Annotated in this window: 11 protein-coding genes; 4 read left to right on the top strand and 7 right to left on the bottom strand. The window is 42.3% G+C overall.

Annotated features, from left to right (window positions below; translation table 11 throughout):
- Positions 1-22 precede the first annotated feature (22 nt).
- The 4 genes from A4S05_RS27625 to A4S05_RS43685 all read right to left on the bottom strand — a co-directional run bounded on the left by A4S05_RS27625 (position 23) and on the right by A4S05_RS43685 (position 5,036).
- The gene (locus A4S05_RS27625; RefSeq protein ID WP_069072985.1) at positions 23-2,908 is read right to left on the bottom strand and encodes a DUF3769 domain-containing protein; all 2,886 of its coding nucleotides are present in this window, start codon (positions 2,906-2,908) and stop codon (positions 23-25) included.
- 195 nt (positions 2,909-3,103) lie between these two features.
- Positions 3,104-3,220, bottom strand: coding sequence for a photosystem II reaction center protein I (locus A4S05_RS27620; RefSeq protein WP_041566417.1), 117 nt, complete (start codon positions 3,218-3,220; stop codon positions 3,104-3,106).
- Between the two features lie 343 nt (positions 3,221-3,563).
- Entirely contained in the window at positions 3,564-4,265 is a 702-nt protein-coding gene (locus A4S05_RS44100) for an acyltransferase (RefSeq protein ID WP_069072984.1), read from the bottom strand.
- 642 nt (positions 4,266-4,907) lie between these two features.
- On the bottom strand, positions 4,908-5,036 hold the full coding sequence (locus A4S05_RS43685; RefSeq protein WP_256091202.1) for a hypothetical protein: 129 nt from the start codon (positions 5,034-5,036) through the stop codon (positions 4,908-4,910).
- 610 nt (positions 5,037-5,646) lie between these two features.
- On the opposite strand from A4S05_RS43685, the gene A4S05_RS27605 reads away from it, so the two are divergent.
- Both A4S05_RS27605 and glgP read left to right on the top strand, forming a co-directional pair.
- The gene (locus A4S05_RS27605; RefSeq protein WP_069072982.1) at positions 5,647-5,970 is read left to right on the top strand and encodes a hypothetical protein; all 324 of its coding nucleotides are present in this window, start codon (positions 5,647-5,649) and stop codon (positions 5,968-5,970) included.
- A gap of 585 nt (positions 5,971-6,555) precedes the next feature.
- Complete coding sequence (gene glgP / locus A4S05_RS27600) at positions 6,556-9,120, top strand: alpha-glucan family phosphorylase (RefSeq protein WP_069072981.1); 2,565 nt, start codon at positions 6,556-6,558, stop codon at positions 9,118-9,120.
- Positions 9,121-9,189: 69 nt separating this feature from the next.
- Here the strand turns inward: glgP and A4S05_RS27595 are convergent, their stop codons facing one another.
- Together A4S05_RS27595 and A4S05_RS27590 are read right to left on the bottom strand one after the other, a co-directional pair.
- Positions 9,190-9,657 (bottom strand): DUF29 domain-containing protein, encoded by a 468-nt coding sequence (locus tag A4S05_RS27595; protein WP_069072980.1) that lies wholly within the window; start codon positions 9,655-9,657, stop codon positions 9,190-9,192.
- Positions 9,658-9,694: 37 nt separating this feature from the next.
- Positions 9,695-10,453 carry a DUF429 domain-containing protein gene (locus tag A4S05_RS27590; RefSeq protein ID WP_069073027.1) on the bottom strand — a complete coding sequence of 253 codons (759 nt, stop codon included), beginning with the start codon at positions 10,451-10,453 and terminating at the stop codon, positions 9,695-9,697.
- Between the two features lie 277 nt (positions 10,454-10,730).
- Here A4S05_RS27590 and A4S05_RS27585 point away from each other — a divergent pair, with 277 nt between their 5' ends.
- Together A4S05_RS27585 and A4S05_RS27580 are read left to right on the top strand one after the other, a co-directional pair.
- Positions 10,731-11,993, top strand: a complete 1,263-nt coding sequence (locus A4S05_RS27585; RefSeq protein WP_069072979.1) for a glycosyltransferase family 4 protein — start codon at positions 10,731-10,733, stop codon at positions 11,991-11,993.
- 199 nt (positions 11,994-12,192) lie between these two features.
- On the top strand, positions 12,193-13,059 hold the full coding sequence (locus A4S05_RS27580; protein ID WP_069072978.1) for a hypothetical protein: 867 nt from the start codon (positions 12,193-12,195) through the stop codon (positions 13,057-13,059).
- Between the two features lie 157 nt (positions 13,060-13,216).
- Here A4S05_RS27580 and A4S05_RS27575 read toward each other — a convergent pair whose 3' ends face one another.
- Entirely contained in the window at positions 13,217-14,797 is a 1,581-nt protein-coding gene (locus A4S05_RS27575; RefSeq protein ID WP_069072977.1) for a B12-binding domain-containing radical SAM protein, read from the bottom strand.
- Positions 14,798-15,388: the final 591 nt, after the last annotated feature.

Here is a 15,388-nt window from a genome sequence, read left to right as displayed (position 1 = left end):
AATAGAATTTATTCAGCAAGACCTAATTATCCTGTTGCACGCCGCCCACTACTGGCTTAACTTCCGAGAATGGATCAGTGCCGCCACCCCAGTTAAAATCACTAATTCGGAAGCTGATGCCGCCTAACTCCAACACCGGATTGTAACGTAAGGTGATGCCATAGGTACGACGGCTATATTCCAAAATGTAATCGGTGCTACTTTCTCTACCAGTATCCAAGTTCACAGATGTTTGAAAGCCTAAGCGAAAAGGGCCGTAGATTTGCTGTGATATCCCAGCGGTCAACACTTTGTTATCAACGGAGCGGTCAAACAAAAAGGGTGATAATCCGCTATTTAAGCCTTGAGAGAAACTGACATTAAAGGCGGTATAGTCGAAAAAAGGTCGAGAAAAATGACCAATTTGCCCTTGTAATCCAATTGTACCAGTGAGAGTGCTTTGGTTATCACCATTGGTATAAGAACTAGTAGTGCCTGTAAGGCTAGCGATCGCTAGCAAGTAAGGAACTACAGGGGTAGCTGTGTATCGCAATCCCTCACTGGCAGTGGGTGGTAATGGTTTTCCTTGCCACAGCAACAGCCCTCTACTGAGGGTAGCACTTCCTTGTACACGACCAAGTGAAATGCGATTGTTTTCCCGCACTGGTTCTAGCAAGTCTAGGCGATCGGTGTTGGCATCAATATACTGGGCACTTGCCTGATAGTTGAGGTTGATGCCACTTTTTCCTAAAGGAATTACAGGAGAGCTAATAATGCCGCCAAAACTGCTCTGGACAGTTTGAAAACCCAGAGTACCGTTGTAGAGGCGATCGCGGTAGTTATATTGCACATTCAATGTGTGGGGAAGAGAAGTGCCTAATGTTTGGCTCAGTCCTAAATTCACTCGCAAATTTTCTTCCACGTCATTCAAGTTAAAACTAGTTAACTCCCCAGTTCCCTGAATTATCGTCCGTGGACTCAAAACAGATTTTATTTTGGTCTTCACTGCAAAGAGTGCGCCTAAATCACCCGTGCCTTCTTGCACAGCTCTCTGTAATAATAACTGGGGCGTAATTGTCCAACGAGTTTGCTCTGTATCGATTATTGGAAAGCCACGCTCAATGTACAAACCACCCCGATCTTCTCCATCGTAGCCGGGGGAGATGATTGCAGGTGTAACGTCCCGCTCTCGGCGGTCAATAGTACGCTCATTCAGGGGAATTGGCAAGGAGACTGTTTGATCCAATACCAAACGCTGCCCCTGTGTCCTGATCCGGTCTACCAAGGGTGATTCTCGCGTCAAAGTTACTGTATTTGCGCGTAATTCTAATTCTGGAGGCGAAAACGGATCGTTGGTGATGCGGACATCCCTTGCTTGCCAGCCTTGCGGATAAAAGTCAATTTGTTCAGCTTCAAATCTGAGCCGATTGACTGCCCCCCCTGCTTTCGGTGGCGGGATGTTGCTAGCGTCTGACTGACCACCAATTGTCACATCAATTCCTCCAGGGCTACTCACACCGGAAAGGGGTTGATTGGCTCTAATGCGATCGCTCGGCGGACGTTTTGAAACTCCACCAGCACTTATAGCCGTGGGTGAAAAAGCAAAATCTGTTTGTGCTGAGGGTACATAAATTTCTCCTCTACCATTTTCCAGTTCCCCACTATCTTGAACAAAGTTATAGGTAAAGCGTTGTCCGCGCAGTATTTGATCGCCCCGTGTTAACGTTACATTGCCCTCTCCCGCAGCAATCAAGTTATCCAAATTGACTTGCAGGCGATCGGCATCTACCACTGCCCCATCAAATCGCACAACTACATTCCCTACAGCTGTAATAATTCGCCTTTGCTCGTCATACTCTTGGCGATCTGAAGTGACTTCCACAATTCTCGGCCCGGTTGGCGGCGTGGTAGCTGGTGCGGTTGCACCAGATGGTTGACCTTGTGGCTGATTAGTGGTATTTGCCTCTGGTGTCGGCGTTGGTGCTTGGCTTAGTTGCTGAACTTGCGACTTGAATTCTACAGTGATGGGCACTGAGAGTTGGTTTGTCGGGTTGCGAGATGTGAATTTTATAAAATTTTGTACTGATTGAGAACTCGGCGCAAGATCAGCAGCAGATACAGAGATATTGTCTCTAACAGGAGACTGTTGTGCAGTAATATCAGTTTGCTGTTTTTGTGGAATTAACTTCTCAGCTAAAATTTCCGCCTTGGACTCGACTAATTTGTTGTTGGTGGGAATTGGAGGAATTTGAAGAGGGCGCGGAGATTGGGCAACAACAGGAATAAAGCTACCAGAGTCCAAAAAGGTTTGTTTTTTTCCACTAGAGTTGGAAATTGGCGTAGACGCAAAGCGGCTTGTCGTTAGATATCGCTCACCGAGTTTTTCAGAAGGTTTACCTTTTGCGTCTAAATGGGAAGCCTCCGCTCCAACTTTTTTTGGCAACTCAGTGGCTTCTTTTTCTATCTGCCGTTTACGCAGCGCCGATCTTAGAATTTCCGAGTGCCGAACGCCGACGCTCGAACTTATCTTTGTGTCTTCTTTCTCTTGGCGATTAGAGGTTTTAACCTCCTGCGTGGGATGACCAACGACGAGTGACTGCCCCAAAAGTGCGGCGGTTCCAGAATCGGTAAGTGGGGAAGTTTCTGGTGGGAAGATTTCTGGTGAATAAGGTACAGAGGAAGTTTGGGCAACTACCAACTCATCCTGAGTTGAGTTTATCGGAGTTGGGAATTGCGGATCACTTTTGGTGTTATCCGCAATTCCCAACTGAGCCAAAAGCTTGGGCTGCTTGGATTTGTCTGTCTTTTCGTGTATTCCAGTATCTACACCTGAAAGAAACTTTGTATGACTAGCAGATGAGGTGGGATTTACAGGTTGTAAAGATTCGACGATAGGAGGCGGATCGGGTGGCAGAACTGGATGAAGCATATTTGAGCAAAATCGGGCTAACAAACAGCCAAATGACGAAGGAAAGGTTAAATATACATTTTGCCTTCCGACTGTCGCCTTCTGCTATCTACAGCAAGCTACCTGGAGGAAGAAACTTACTAAGCGCAAATTAGTAAGTTTCAGTGGCGTTTAGTATTTTCCGCCTTCCAAAGTCGCGGATGATTTATCGCCCTTTTACTCTAAATCCCGACGGCCGGGGTTACGAGCGGGATCGTTCGACAAAAATCCGAAGATGAAGATAGTTACGAAGAAGGCAACAACAATATAAACAGCGATTTTTAAAGTCAGCATAGAAATATCTCCAACGGGTAAAACAAAGAAAGCTTTTCTTTCGGTATCTGCCATGCAGAAAAGATAGCTACTTTATATTACCCAAATCTCGTCCCTTTTTTAGAGGACTCTGGGGACTAGGGATTGGTATTGGTAGTGTCTATCCTATCCTACGCTTATTGAGAATAGTGCAAGATACTCAGTTGTCTGACTTTCAGATGCCCTTAGGAAATAACTTAGAGACTGTTTACTCCTGTGACGTTGACTAACGGCAAAAGTTTCTAAAAAAAAGGGACAGGTTACAGAGGAAATAATTACTATCCCCCCCCCAGTCCCCAGTCCCCAGTCCCCAATCCCCAATCCCCTATTTCTCAGCTTGAACCTTTGCTATATCTTTGCCAATTCGGTTTTTGATTACTCGTGCAGGTATACCGACAGCAACGGAGAAAGGAGGAATATCTCTATTGACAACTGCTCCCGCACCAATAACACTGCCTTTGCCGATAGTAACGCCATCTAATACTGTTACTCCATGTCCTAGCCAACAATCATCCTCAATTACAATTCCCTTGCGAGTAACACCTTGGTATTTAATTGGCTTCATCGGATCAGCAAAATTATGATTATTGGCATATATCCCCGAATGGGCAGCAATCAAGCAGTGTTTACCAATTCGGATGTCTCCTGGCCCCTCAATACACACATTGGGAGCAATGAAAGTGTCTTCATCAATATGTATATACGTGTCTTCCAAAGACCCTATATCGACGTTACGCTCAATAGCGACTCTATTTCCTAGATGAATTCTATTATTCTTGTGTCCTCTAGCATCCATCCGCACACCCTTGAAAATATAGACTCCACTGCCTATCTCAATACAAGAAGTACCGTTAAATTCAACCCCATTTTGAATATATACTGGACTGCCTATCTGGGAAAAAATACTCCGATATCCCAAATTACGCAACTTTGGCCCCAGAATAAGTGTCGGAATATCTCCTAACACCGTAGTTACTAAAAGTTCTTGCACGCGCTGCAACTTTGAAAAATTTTGCTCGTTATGCATGGCTGTATATATTTTCAATCAATTGTTGTTGACAGGTTTGAAATTTTTTGGCTGTATCCTAATCTTCTGCCAATACCAACAGCGTTAGTATTTATTGACACAGTAAGTAAGTTGGCAGTATTACCAAAATTCCCCAATATTTTTAGATGGTTTTTCCAATACTTGAAAAACCAAAGTCTGGCTTTGACTATGTGAGCAATTCTTGCAGTTAGGTGTATATAATAACTCACCTTATATGCATAATTGTGTTAATTCGCTAGAAGCTTTTAGACTATATGTAGGTAAAATTGGGCTTCTTTTTAACCAGTTCAATTAACAAAACAATTTAAGTGCATTGCAGAATCAAAACTCAGACTATTAAATTGTCTGATGGGAGAATTTGCTGGTTTAGATAGGCTACTGTTTTGGTTATCTGGCAAAGTTGAAAAGCTTGTTAAGCAACTAGGGATAGAGTTATTTGCCTTGAGACTACTTCCTCTCAAGCGATTTTAGTATTTTGAAACAACTCAGTTCCACAAGCTATTTTGCAACAAAAAATACATTTAACTAGACTATATTCAAAGTTTAGATAAAATTCTGCCTAGCATAAATATGTAATTATTGTTGGATTTTTCTGGGTATTTTTGCCCAAGTAAAATCCAATTAAGGTGGATTATCTCCCACATCAGCCATCACATTGAAGTTAACCATCGGTGCAAACAAGTAAGCGCTTCCCCGACTGCTATGACGGCTTTCTTGCAACGAATTTCTAGAGTATGCTGCTCCAATCATGTTGCACACGGATGATTTACAGACTAGCCAATTCACATTTGTAATTAAATGAATTGCCTTTAATAACAATTGTTTTTAACGATAACACATTTTATTTTTAGTGGAACAATCTCATGAAATAAGTTGATTTCTAGGCTGCTTGTTGATGAGAATGGTGGAAATAAGTTAACTTTTTTACGAGAGCGATACCTGCTGCGGGCAAAGCCTACACTACTCTAAAATAATTTTATACACTTAGATACAATCCATTGAAGATAGTGAATTTAAAAATGCTGTAAGTGGTTAATTAGGATTTTTGTCTATATTTCTACCCTTACTTATGCAAGTGATTTTATGATTGGGTGTTAAACTCAGGATGATATCTACTATACTTATGAAACTCTATTCTGAAACATCTAAAAATTTTCCTCTTCCCTATTACTGATATCTAAAAGTTTGTAAATCACCCATTCGGGTGAGCCAAGCGGGTGATGCGTCCTTGGTACTACTTGTTATAAATTTTATTGAAAGAAAGCTAAAACGTAGCTTATTTTCTAGGAGAAGTCCACAAAAGAACATCAAATTGCCCCAATTGAGGTATCGGTTTTAACTCACACACTTGGTTCAAATTATGGCTTTAATTAAAGAAATTGTGCAACAAGCTCTAACTAGCGGCTATCTAAGTGTTGTAGCCGAAGACCAAATCCGATCGCAGCTTCAAAGTAATTATGACTCAGAAGACCTAGATGCCTGGATCATTTTACAGCGAGCGATTGCAGCAGGTGATGTAAAACTTGAGTCGCGCCGAAAAAAAGCTTCCATCTCTCCTAAAGCCAAGGACGCTTCATCGAGTATTAAGCTTGCTTACCAAATGGCAGCGGAGATGGCTTATGCAGCAGCTTTAGCTCTCACTATGACAAAGAATACTAAAGATCAGCCTTCATTAGGTGCATAAGATAACACCTTACGTAAGTTATTTTCCTGGTTTAGTGTCAATATTTAATACCAAGTAGTTAGCATAGGCGTAGCCCGCCGCAGGCATCGCTTTTCCTGCTTAACTGCTTGGTACAGTTTTCATCCGATTATTTATGGCATTTACGTTCTGCCTTATCTACAACACGCTGCGCGATCTGCCTCTTGCCTTCTTACAGAGCTTTTTTAATTAGTGCCATTTTATTAAGAAATAATTAAAACTTTAACTTTCCTGGACACAGCTATGAGGAATTTTCACCCTCAGCTAAGACCCAATAATTGATCCCCGGAAGCAATACTAAAATAAATATAAATTATTTATTGAAAACTAGATTTTTTTTAAGTGATACATGCCAGTAAATGATTAAATTTTAATATACCAAGTACATGGCTGAGGGTAACGCATGGAATTAGAAACACCTTGGTGTAAACTTTAGCAACGAGGTTAAAAAAATTCTCAATGCTTAACAAAGTCATCGCTTTTTCACAAACTACTGTATAAAGAATTGGCAACATTGGTAAAGAGAGTAAACAATAACCATAGCTAAACTTGGAGTTTTGCCAACCTATGCAGCCAATTCGTACATTTAACGTATCTCCCTCATTACCACCGCGACTCGAACCACTGCGGCGGCTAGCATATAACTTGCACTGGGATTGGAACGTTGATACTAAAGACTTATTTCGTCGCTTAGACTCTGACCTGTGGGAGTCTAGCCATCATAACCCGGTGTTAATGCTGGGTACCATATCTCAATCGCGGCTTCTGGAAGTTGTCGAAGATGAAGGCTTTCTAGCGCAAATGGATCGAGCTGACCGTCAGTTAGACGATTATTTGCAAGAGCGCACTTGGTATCAGAAACAACGGGAGCAAAAACCCAAAGAATGCTACGCCTATTTTTCGGCGGAATTTGGACTTGTAGATTGTTTGCCCGTCTATTCTGGAGGCTTGGGCGTTCTGGCGGGGGATCACCTCAAATCTGCCAGTGACCTTGGGTTACCACTTGTCGGTGTAGGTTTACTGTATCAGCAAGGCTACTTTGCTCAGTATCTCAATGCTGATGGCTGGCAGCAAGAACGCTACCTGATGAATGATTTTTACAATATGCCCTTGCATCTAGAGCGCAATGCCGATGGTTCAGAACTGCGGATTGCGGTAGATTATCCAGGGCGTAAGGTATATGCCAGAGTTTGGCGCGTACAGGTAGGAACAGTCCCCCTGTATTTGATGGACACCAATATTGAACCGAACAACACTTACGACCACGACATCACAGATCAGCTGTATGGTGGCGACATCGATATGCGTATCCACCAGGAAATTATGCTGGGGATCGGTGGTGTGCAAATGCTCAAAGCTTTGGGGCTGAAAGTCACCGCTTACCACATGAATGAAGGCCACGCCGCCTTCTCTGCCCTAGAACGCATCCGCTTGCTGATTCAGGAAGAGGGGCTGAATTATCCCCAAGCTAAACAGGTAGTGGCTTCTAGTAATATCTTTACTACCCACACACCAGTACCAGCGGGAATTGACTTGTTCGCTCCCGACAAAATGCTGCACTACTTGGGGTACTATGCAGAGATATTTGGGTTGCCCAAAGAGCAATTTTTAGGACTGGGGCGCGAGAATACAGGCGATTTATCTGGGCCTTTCAGTATGGCGGTACTGGCGCTGAAGATGGCAACATTTTCTAACGGTGTCGCACAACTACATGGTGTGGTATCGCGGCAAATGTTTCAGGGCTTGTGGCAGAAAGTGCCAGTAGAGGAAGTACCGATCGCAGCAATTACCAACGGTGTCCATGCTCGGAGTTGTGTGGCCAAATCGACTCAAGAATTGTACGATCGCTACCTCGGCCCAAATTGGTCATCAGCACCACCAGATAGCCCATTGTGGGAGCGGATGGATGCCATACCTGATGAGGAATTGTGGCGCAATCACGAACGTTGCCGTTTGGATATGATTTTGTATGTGCGAGAGCATTTGGTCAAGCATTTGACCGATCGCGGTGCTTCCGCCTCCGAAATTATCCAAGCCCAAGAAGTTTTAGATCCTTACGCTTTCACCATTGGCTTTGCTCGTCGCTTTGCCACTTACAAACGCGCTACCCTCTGGATGCGTGATTTAGATCGGATTAAGCGGCTTCTGCTGGCTAACAAAGACCGGAAAGTTCAATTTGTGATTGCTGGTAAGGCACATCCCAAGGATATACCCGGTAAAGAACTGATCCGCGATATCAATCACTTTATCCGCGAACAAAACTTAGAAAAGCAGGTAGTGTTTGTTCCCAATTACGACATTCACATCTCCCGGTTGATGGTTGCGGGTTGTGATATCTGGTTAAACACACCGCGTCGTCCACGGGAAGCCTCTGGTACTAGTGGGATGAAAGCCGCAATGAATGGCTTGCCGAATCTAAGTGTACTAGATGGCTGGTGGGATGAAGCTGATTACGTCCGCACAGGCTGGGCGATTGGACATGGAGAGAATTACGACGATCCTAACTATCAAGACGAAGTAGAAGCAAATGCGCTCTACGAGTTGTTAGAGAAAGAAGTTGTACCATTATTTTACGAACATCGCGATAGTGATGGCTTACCCCGTCCGTGGGTTGCCAAAATGAAGGATGCAATTCGGTTGAATTGTCCCTTCTTTAATACAGCGCGGATGGTAGGAGAATATGCACAACGCGCTTATTTTCCGGCTAGCGATCGCTATCATACCCTGACTGTTGATAACTATGCCCCAGCGAAAGAACTAGCTGCTTGGAAAGAAAAACTGAGCGAACACTGGTTCAATATCAGAATCAAAGATGTTGACGTATCAGCAGCTTCAGACATTGAGGTTAATCAAACCGTTGCTGTCAAAGCCAAGGTTGACCTAGCAACTTTGAGCAATAATGATGTGCAGGTGGAATTATATCAAGGTGCGATCGATGCCAATGGTGATATTGTCAACGCTGTACCAGTGGTAATGGATTACCAAGGTGAGGATGGACAGCAATTGAGTATTTACACTGGTAATATCACCTATACCGCTTCTGGTTTACAGGGCTTATCTTTGCGTGTATTGCCGAAAAATCAAAATCTAGCTAATCCTTATGAACCAAGGTTGATTGCTTGGGCAGAGTAAGAGTGCTGAGTAGTTATTGAATACTCAAGAATAGGCGTTGCTGATTTCAGTTTAGCAACGCCTTTTATTTTAGACATTTTCAGGCAGATAATTAATATCTAGTATTTGTTCTAAGGTATAAATACAATACTGAGGTAAGTTATCTAGTTTCCCCTCAGTTTTCTCAATTACATACCCTAAAGCATCATCATAAATTGACGCTAATTCATTTTCTAAGTATTGATATAAATTCGTTGTCAAGTTACGTTTTAATTGATTTCTAAAACTTCTGATTTCTGCCTTCCAATGTCCAGAATTATATTGAGTTTCTTCTGTCCAATATTGCAACAATAAAAGATGTCTAATAATTTGTTCTAATAAACTAGCAACCTTGGCTTTGTCTCTCCGACCCAAATTTTCTAGCTCCTCAATTAAATTTTCTAAATCTAATTCTTCTAAATGGTTAGCTTTCAATAGCTTGATTGTTTCCTCTAACCAGAGATGATCATCAATTTCATAAAGCTCTTTTAAACTCAAGTTAGAACTAACTCCTTGCATAAAAACTCCTTGAGTTAAATCTTAAGATATTACAATTTTAGGATAATATTCTCTGAGGGATGATAATGTAGCCAGTGGTGCGATCGCCTAATACGAGATTACGCTGTTCTCCCCAATACCACCAGTATGCAGCAACATAAGCGCAAATTAAACTATCTAGCTTATCTTCAGTTGCTTTGAGAGCCAAGCCTGTGGTAGGAATTTCGGAAGTAAACGTAGACGCACCAGCGGCTTGCCGTAGGCTACCGCAGAGGCGCAGAGGAGGAGAGAAGGAGGGGAGGATATTGAGGAGATAATTTTGGAGTTTAATTAGTTCTAGGCGACGCTCATTAAGCCGTCCTTTTTTATATTTAAGGATGCGTTCTAAGTTGAATAGGTTAACGATTGCTGGGTGAGGGAAGACTTCTATTTGATATCTGCTGAGTTTTTGCGGTTCAATGGTGGGTGCGTGTGCAAAACCGCGTGATTCTAATTCTAAGCCAAAGTTGATGGTGCGCTCTGCAAAAGGTAGGTTTTGATTAGCTGGGTAGCATCCCGCATGATATTTACCAAAGTATTTGTGGCTAAGTTTATCGGGGAGGCGACTCCCGGTAGCGTTGGGTATGAGGGTAGGTGCATCTACGGCGATGATGGCTGGTTCCTCTGGTTGTACACTTTGGTCGATCCAGGTGAGGATGTCTGCAATGGCTTCTTTGCGGTCTAGATCGAGTAGTTGTAGTTGTCCATCTACCCATTCTAAACAGCATAGTCCACTTGGTTGCGATCGCCAGCCTAAATCAATGCCAATAAATTTCATGGTCATAACACGAATTTGCGATTATTTTCGCATTTTCGGGCAACCATTTACCTAAATTTACTTGCTAAAAATAGTGATAAATAATCTTATAATCTTAAACAGCTTGTCTTAATTTATTTTATCTGGTACTGAAGAAGAATTCAGAAGTCAGAATAAATCAGTCAGGGATTCAGACCCGCGACTGATAGCAAAGCGTTAGCGAGTCATACAAAATTCATTCTGAATTCTGACTCCTGACTGCTGAATTCTGTTCGATAAATTAATCAAGATTATTCCAATGAAAATTTTATTTTTGCATCCCAATTTTCCCTCACAATTTCGCAATCTAGCGATAGTTTTAGGTAAAGATCCTAATCACCAAGTCGTCTTTGGGACAAATCGTCGTGAAGGGGAAATACCTGGCGTTTATAAAGCTATTTACACTCCTTCTCGTGAAGCGGCTCCCCAAACCCATCATTACGTTCGCAGCCTGGAAAACGCTGTTTTGACTGCTCAGGCTGTCTATCGCGTAACAGAAAAATTAAAAGCTGAGGGTTTCGTTCCAGATATAGTTTATGGTCATTCTGGTTGGGGGCCAACTTTATTTATGAAAGATATTTTCCCGAAAGCAGAATTATTATGTTATTTCGAGTGGTTTTACCATGCTCACGGTTCGGATGCTGATTTTGATCCCAATGAACCACTGAATGCTGATGATGAATGTCGTATCCGCGTAAAAAATACGCCGATTTTAACTGATTTATACAGTTGCGATCGCGGGCTTTCTCCGACGAATTGGCAACGGCAGCAGTTTCCCAAAGAATATCATAGCAAACTCACTGTAATTCATGATGGTGTTGATACCAATTATTTTGTTCCCAAACCAGGTGCAAAGTTAGTTTTACCAAGAATCAATCTTGACCTTTCTCATGTGGAAGAGTTGGTAACTTATGTAGGAAGAGGGATGGAACCTTATAGAGGTTTTCCGCAGTTTATGGAAACGGTGGCGCTACTTCAACAGCGAAGGCCGAAATGCCATGTAGTAGTTGTGGGAGAAGATCGGGTGGCTTATGGGAAGAATCTCCCCGATGGTCAGACTTACAAACAATTAATGTTGGAAAAATTATCTTTAGATTTATCGAGACTGCACTTTACAGATAGGCTTCCTTATAATGAGTACCTTCAGGTTTTGCAAGCTTCTTCTGCTCATATTTATTTAACCCGTCCTTTTGTTTTATCCTGGTCAATGTTGGAAGTAATGGCAGCAGGATGTTTACTAGTAGCTTCTAAGACAGCACCAGTCTTGGAGGTCGTACAGGATGGGGTAAATGGATTGCTGGTAGATTTCTTTTCTCCTCAAGATATTGCTAATAGAGTTGAAGAGGCGCTGAATCATCCTCAAGAGATGAATGCAATTCGGGCGAATGCACGAGCAACAATTCTGAAGCGTTATGATTTAGCGAAACTATTACCACAGCATTTGCAATGGATGTTTGCTGGTAAAAGTTCTGAGAGTTTGAAAAAGCGTCCAAGTTCTAAAGGGTTTGGTAGGAGTCATTAGTCATTGGTCATTAGTCATTGGTCATTGATCGCTTGCATAAATATTTTTAATTTCACGTAATAGTGTCAAGAAAAAGCTGAAAATAACGCTTCTGCAAGAAATATATTAATTATTAGTTATTGCTCACTCACAAATGACAAATAACAAATGACAAATGACCAATGACAAATGACAAATAAATACAAAAGTGATATTTAAAATGCGAATTATTTTTACTATTGCCCATTTTTTCAAACCTAGCAGTGAGGGTCGTCATGCTTCTCAACACAAAGACCCGCAACCGCGTTTGCAAGCGTTAACTAAAAGCCTTAGCGCTTTACACCAATTATTTGGCAAATCTCAAAAGATCATTAACATTGCTCAACGACTAGCTTTTCCTGCTAACCAGCCGCAGTCTCACGAACTAGATATTGTTATTTGTACAACTAAAGATAATCATCTTCTTAATCAGCTTCCCTTACCATCCCATTTATATAAGCATCATTCTACTAATGTAGAACCTCTGCTTTTAGGGTTTGAATGCCAAGCTGTTCTGCAAAGTTGCCTCGGTCAGTATGATTACTACTGCTTTCTTGAAGATGATCTAATTATTCATGACCCTTGGTTTTTTATAAAATTAAATTGGTTTACCCAACAAGCGGGTGATTTAAATTTGCTCCAGCCCAATCGTTATGAAGTCTCCCCCCACGGTTTGGTTAACAAAGCTTACATTGATGGGGATTTAGCTTTACGAGTAACTGCTCCTTTTCAAAATGTGCAAGAGCAACAGGAACTCAATGGTGCAATTATGAATGCACCAATTACCTTTCGTCGCGCCCTCAATCCTCACGCAGGCTGCTACTTTTTAAATGCAAATCAAATGACTTACTGGGCTAATCAAACCTATTTTCTTGACCGGGATATTAGCTTTGTTGGGCCTTTAGAAAGTGCTGCTACTTTAGGAATTATGAAGACATTCCGAATTTATAAAACTTCCGCAGAACAAGCAAGCTTTTTGGAGATTCAGCACTTTGGAACAGGATTTCTGGGGTTAATTGGAGGAAAGGTGGGTTTGGTTGAAAGGTAAATCGAATTTAAGAGTTTGGTTTTTGTGAGCAAAATTAATGCGATCGCTAATTTATTTTTATAAATAGCGATCGCTCGACATTCAATTAAAAGACGCGATGAATCGCGTCTCTACAAATAGACAATTTGCCGCATTATTTTTTCAAATTGGTATAATCTTAAATTGTGACTAATGGTTTTTCAACAGGTGTAGGCGTAGTCAGGGGATCAAATCCTAATTGCTCAGTAATCCGCTCTCTGGCTAAAAGGCGGTATTCCCAAAAATGCTCACCAGCAGCACATAAACCTAAATACATATTCACGAATTGAGGCTTGGTGCGGAGAATAGCCCAAAGCTGTTGCCAAAATTGACCCCGAATTTCCTGCCGTTGCCAGCCTTGTCGCCAAAGTAATTGTGTAAGTAATCGCAGTCCTTTGCCAGGAGGAAAATACATCGTCTGCTGTAGTTGAGGATTAGGTGTAATCTTGAGGCATTGTTCAAAACAACGTCGGAGATAGTTTTTGGGTTCGTACATTCTCCAAATTGCCTCTAAATATTCTTTAGCAACTTCAGCCATCGGCCGGGTAGGAACAAAATTCATTAAGGAATTCTGATCCCCCACCTCCGTACCTCCAAATCCTTCTAATAATCGCTCCTCTCGTTTTAGTCTTTCCCAGAGGGCAGTATTGGGAATAGCTTGCAGTATACCTAGCATCGGTTGAGGAATGCTGGTTTCTTCAATAAAAGCTTGAATTCGCTCCCCAGCGCCAGTTTTTTCTCCATCAAAACCAATGATAAATCCTGCATAGATTAACAATCCAGCTTCATTGATGCTACGACAGGCTTCTAATAGGGGATTGCGGGTATTTTGAAACTTGCGAGTGACTTGTAGGCTGTCTTGATCTGGTGTTTCAATACCCAAAAAGACTGCGTAGAAGCCAGCTTTAGCCATTAGTTCTAATAGCTCAGGATCTTCTGCTAGGTTGACGGAAGCTTCAGTCAGGAAGGTGAAGGGATAATTGCGTTCCTGCATCCAGGGGATTAATTCTTGTAAGAAGCGTTTTACATTGCGTTTATTGCCAATGAAGTTATCATCTACTACGAACAGAGATCCGCGCCAGCCTAAATCATAGAGGGTTTGGAGTTCTGCTAAGGTTTGACTGGGTTCTTTAGTACGTGGTTTGCGACCGTATAAATTGATGATGTCACAGAATTCGCATTCAAAAGGACAACCGCGAGAAAACTGGATTGCCATCATTAAGTAATCATCTCGCTTGAGTAAATCAAAGCGAGGGATGGGGCTTTGGGTTACATCTGGTTTTTCAAGAGCGCGAAAGGTTCCTTGTTCTTCACCTTTAGCGATCGCATCTAAAAATTGCGGAACTGTAATCTCTCCTTCATCTAAAATCAAATAGTTAGCTCCTGCTTTTTGAGCCGGTTCTGGCACCGAGGTTGGATAAGGGCCACCTACAGCAACTTTTTTCCCCAGTTGCGCTGCTTTGTGAATTTGGGCAAGAAAGTCTTCTTTCTGTGCAAGCATCGCAGAAAGAATCACCATGTCGCACCATTGCCAATCAGCATCCGTTTCTTGGTTAACATTGCGATCGTAAAACCGAACTTCCCAGTCTGTTGGTAGCATAGCGGCAACAGTCAGAATCCCTAGCGGTGGGATAAATGCTTTAAGCCCCGCTATTTTCATGAATTCGTCGTAAGACCAAAAGGTTTTGGGAAAACGGGGATAAAGTAAGAGTACTTTCATTGCTGTAGTCCTCTAATTAAATTTTGGTTGAAAGATTTTTTACTTTTGATAAATCCGTGTTTTGGATGATCATTGCAGAGATGATGCTACGATCCCACTACCCCTGTTTTTTCTCTATCTGTCTTCAGATAGACTTTTGGATTTGCAAAGGTGATTTTTTAGTCAGTTGACAGCATTACCGCCGTTGTAATGTAGCCATTTTCAATCCGGCGAGGTACTGCTATGCCAATAGACCTAACCCCCTTCCCGAAGCAGGAAGGGGGAAAAATTCAAAGTCTCTCTCCTTTTAGGAGCTACGGTGTACACACAAGTCTGAAATAGTTTACTCACCTGGTTTTCGCGTCAGTTTTACCCCACCCTAACCCTCCCCGATGCATTGGGGCTACGGTGTATACACAAGTCGAATTACCCCCTCTAACTCCCCCTTGCAAAGGGGGAGAACCGGATATTTCCCCCCTAAAGGGGGGAAACCGGAAAATCTTGTTCCCTCCCCTTGCAAAGGGGAGGGCTAGGGTGGGGTAAAACCCTTTCAAGGGTAGGGGTTTAAAAATCAGGCAGTAGAGAGAGTGATTTGAGACACATGAAGTTGTG

It is taken from the genome of Nostoc sp. KVJ20 (assembly GCF_001712795.1).
GTDB lineage: Bacteria > Cyanobacteriota > Cyanobacteriia > Cyanobacteriales > Nostocaceae > Nostoc.
Note: the sequence above shows the minus strand (reverse complement) of the source record. Positions and strands in the feature narration are given on the sequence as shown.

Bases quoted from the DNA above. Each gene is read 5' to 3' on its own strand.
- A4S05_RS27625 (WP_069072985.1), bottom strand. From the start codon at position 2,908: ATGCTTCATCCAGTTCTGCCACCCGATCCGCCTCCTATCGTCGAATCT.
- A4S05_RS27620 (WP_041566417.1), bottom strand. From the start codon at position 3,220: ATGCTGACTTTAAAAATCGCTGTTTATATTGTTGTTGCCTTCTTCGTA.
- A4S05_RS44100 (WP_069072984.1), bottom strand. From the start codon at position 4,265: ATGCATAACGAGCAAAATTTTTCAAAGTTGCAGCGCGTGCAAGAACTT.
- A4S05_RS43685 (WP_256091202.1), bottom strand. From the start codon at position 5,036: ATGATTGGAGCAGCATACTCTAGAAATTCGTTGCAAGAAAGCCGTCAT.
- A4S05_RS27605 (WP_069072982.1), top strand. From the start codon at position 5,647: ATGGCTTTAATTAAAGAAATTGTGCAACAAGCTCTAACTAGCGGCTAT.
- glgP (WP_069072981.1), top strand. From the start codon at position 6,556: ATGCAGCCAATTCGTACATTTAACGTATCTCCCTCATTACCACCGCGA.
- A4S05_RS27595 (WP_069072980.1), bottom strand. From the start codon at position 9,657: ATGCAAGGAGTTAGTTCTAACTTGAGTTTAAAAGAGCTTTATGAAATT.
- A4S05_RS27590 (WP_069073027.1), bottom strand. From the start codon at position 10,453: ATGAAATTTATTGGCATTGATTTAGGCTGGCGATCGCAACCAAGTGGA.
- A4S05_RS27585 (WP_069072979.1), top strand. From the start codon at position 10,731: ATGAAAATTTTATTTTTGCATCCCAATTTTCCCTCACAATTTCGCAAT.
- A4S05_RS27580 (WP_069072978.1), top strand. From the start codon at position 12,193: ATGCGAATTATTTTTACTATTGCCCATTTTTTCAAACCTAGCAGTGAG.
- A4S05_RS27575 (WP_069072977.1), bottom strand. From the start codon at position 14,797: ATGAAAGTACTCTTACTTTATCCCCGTTTTCCCAAAACCTTTTGGTCT.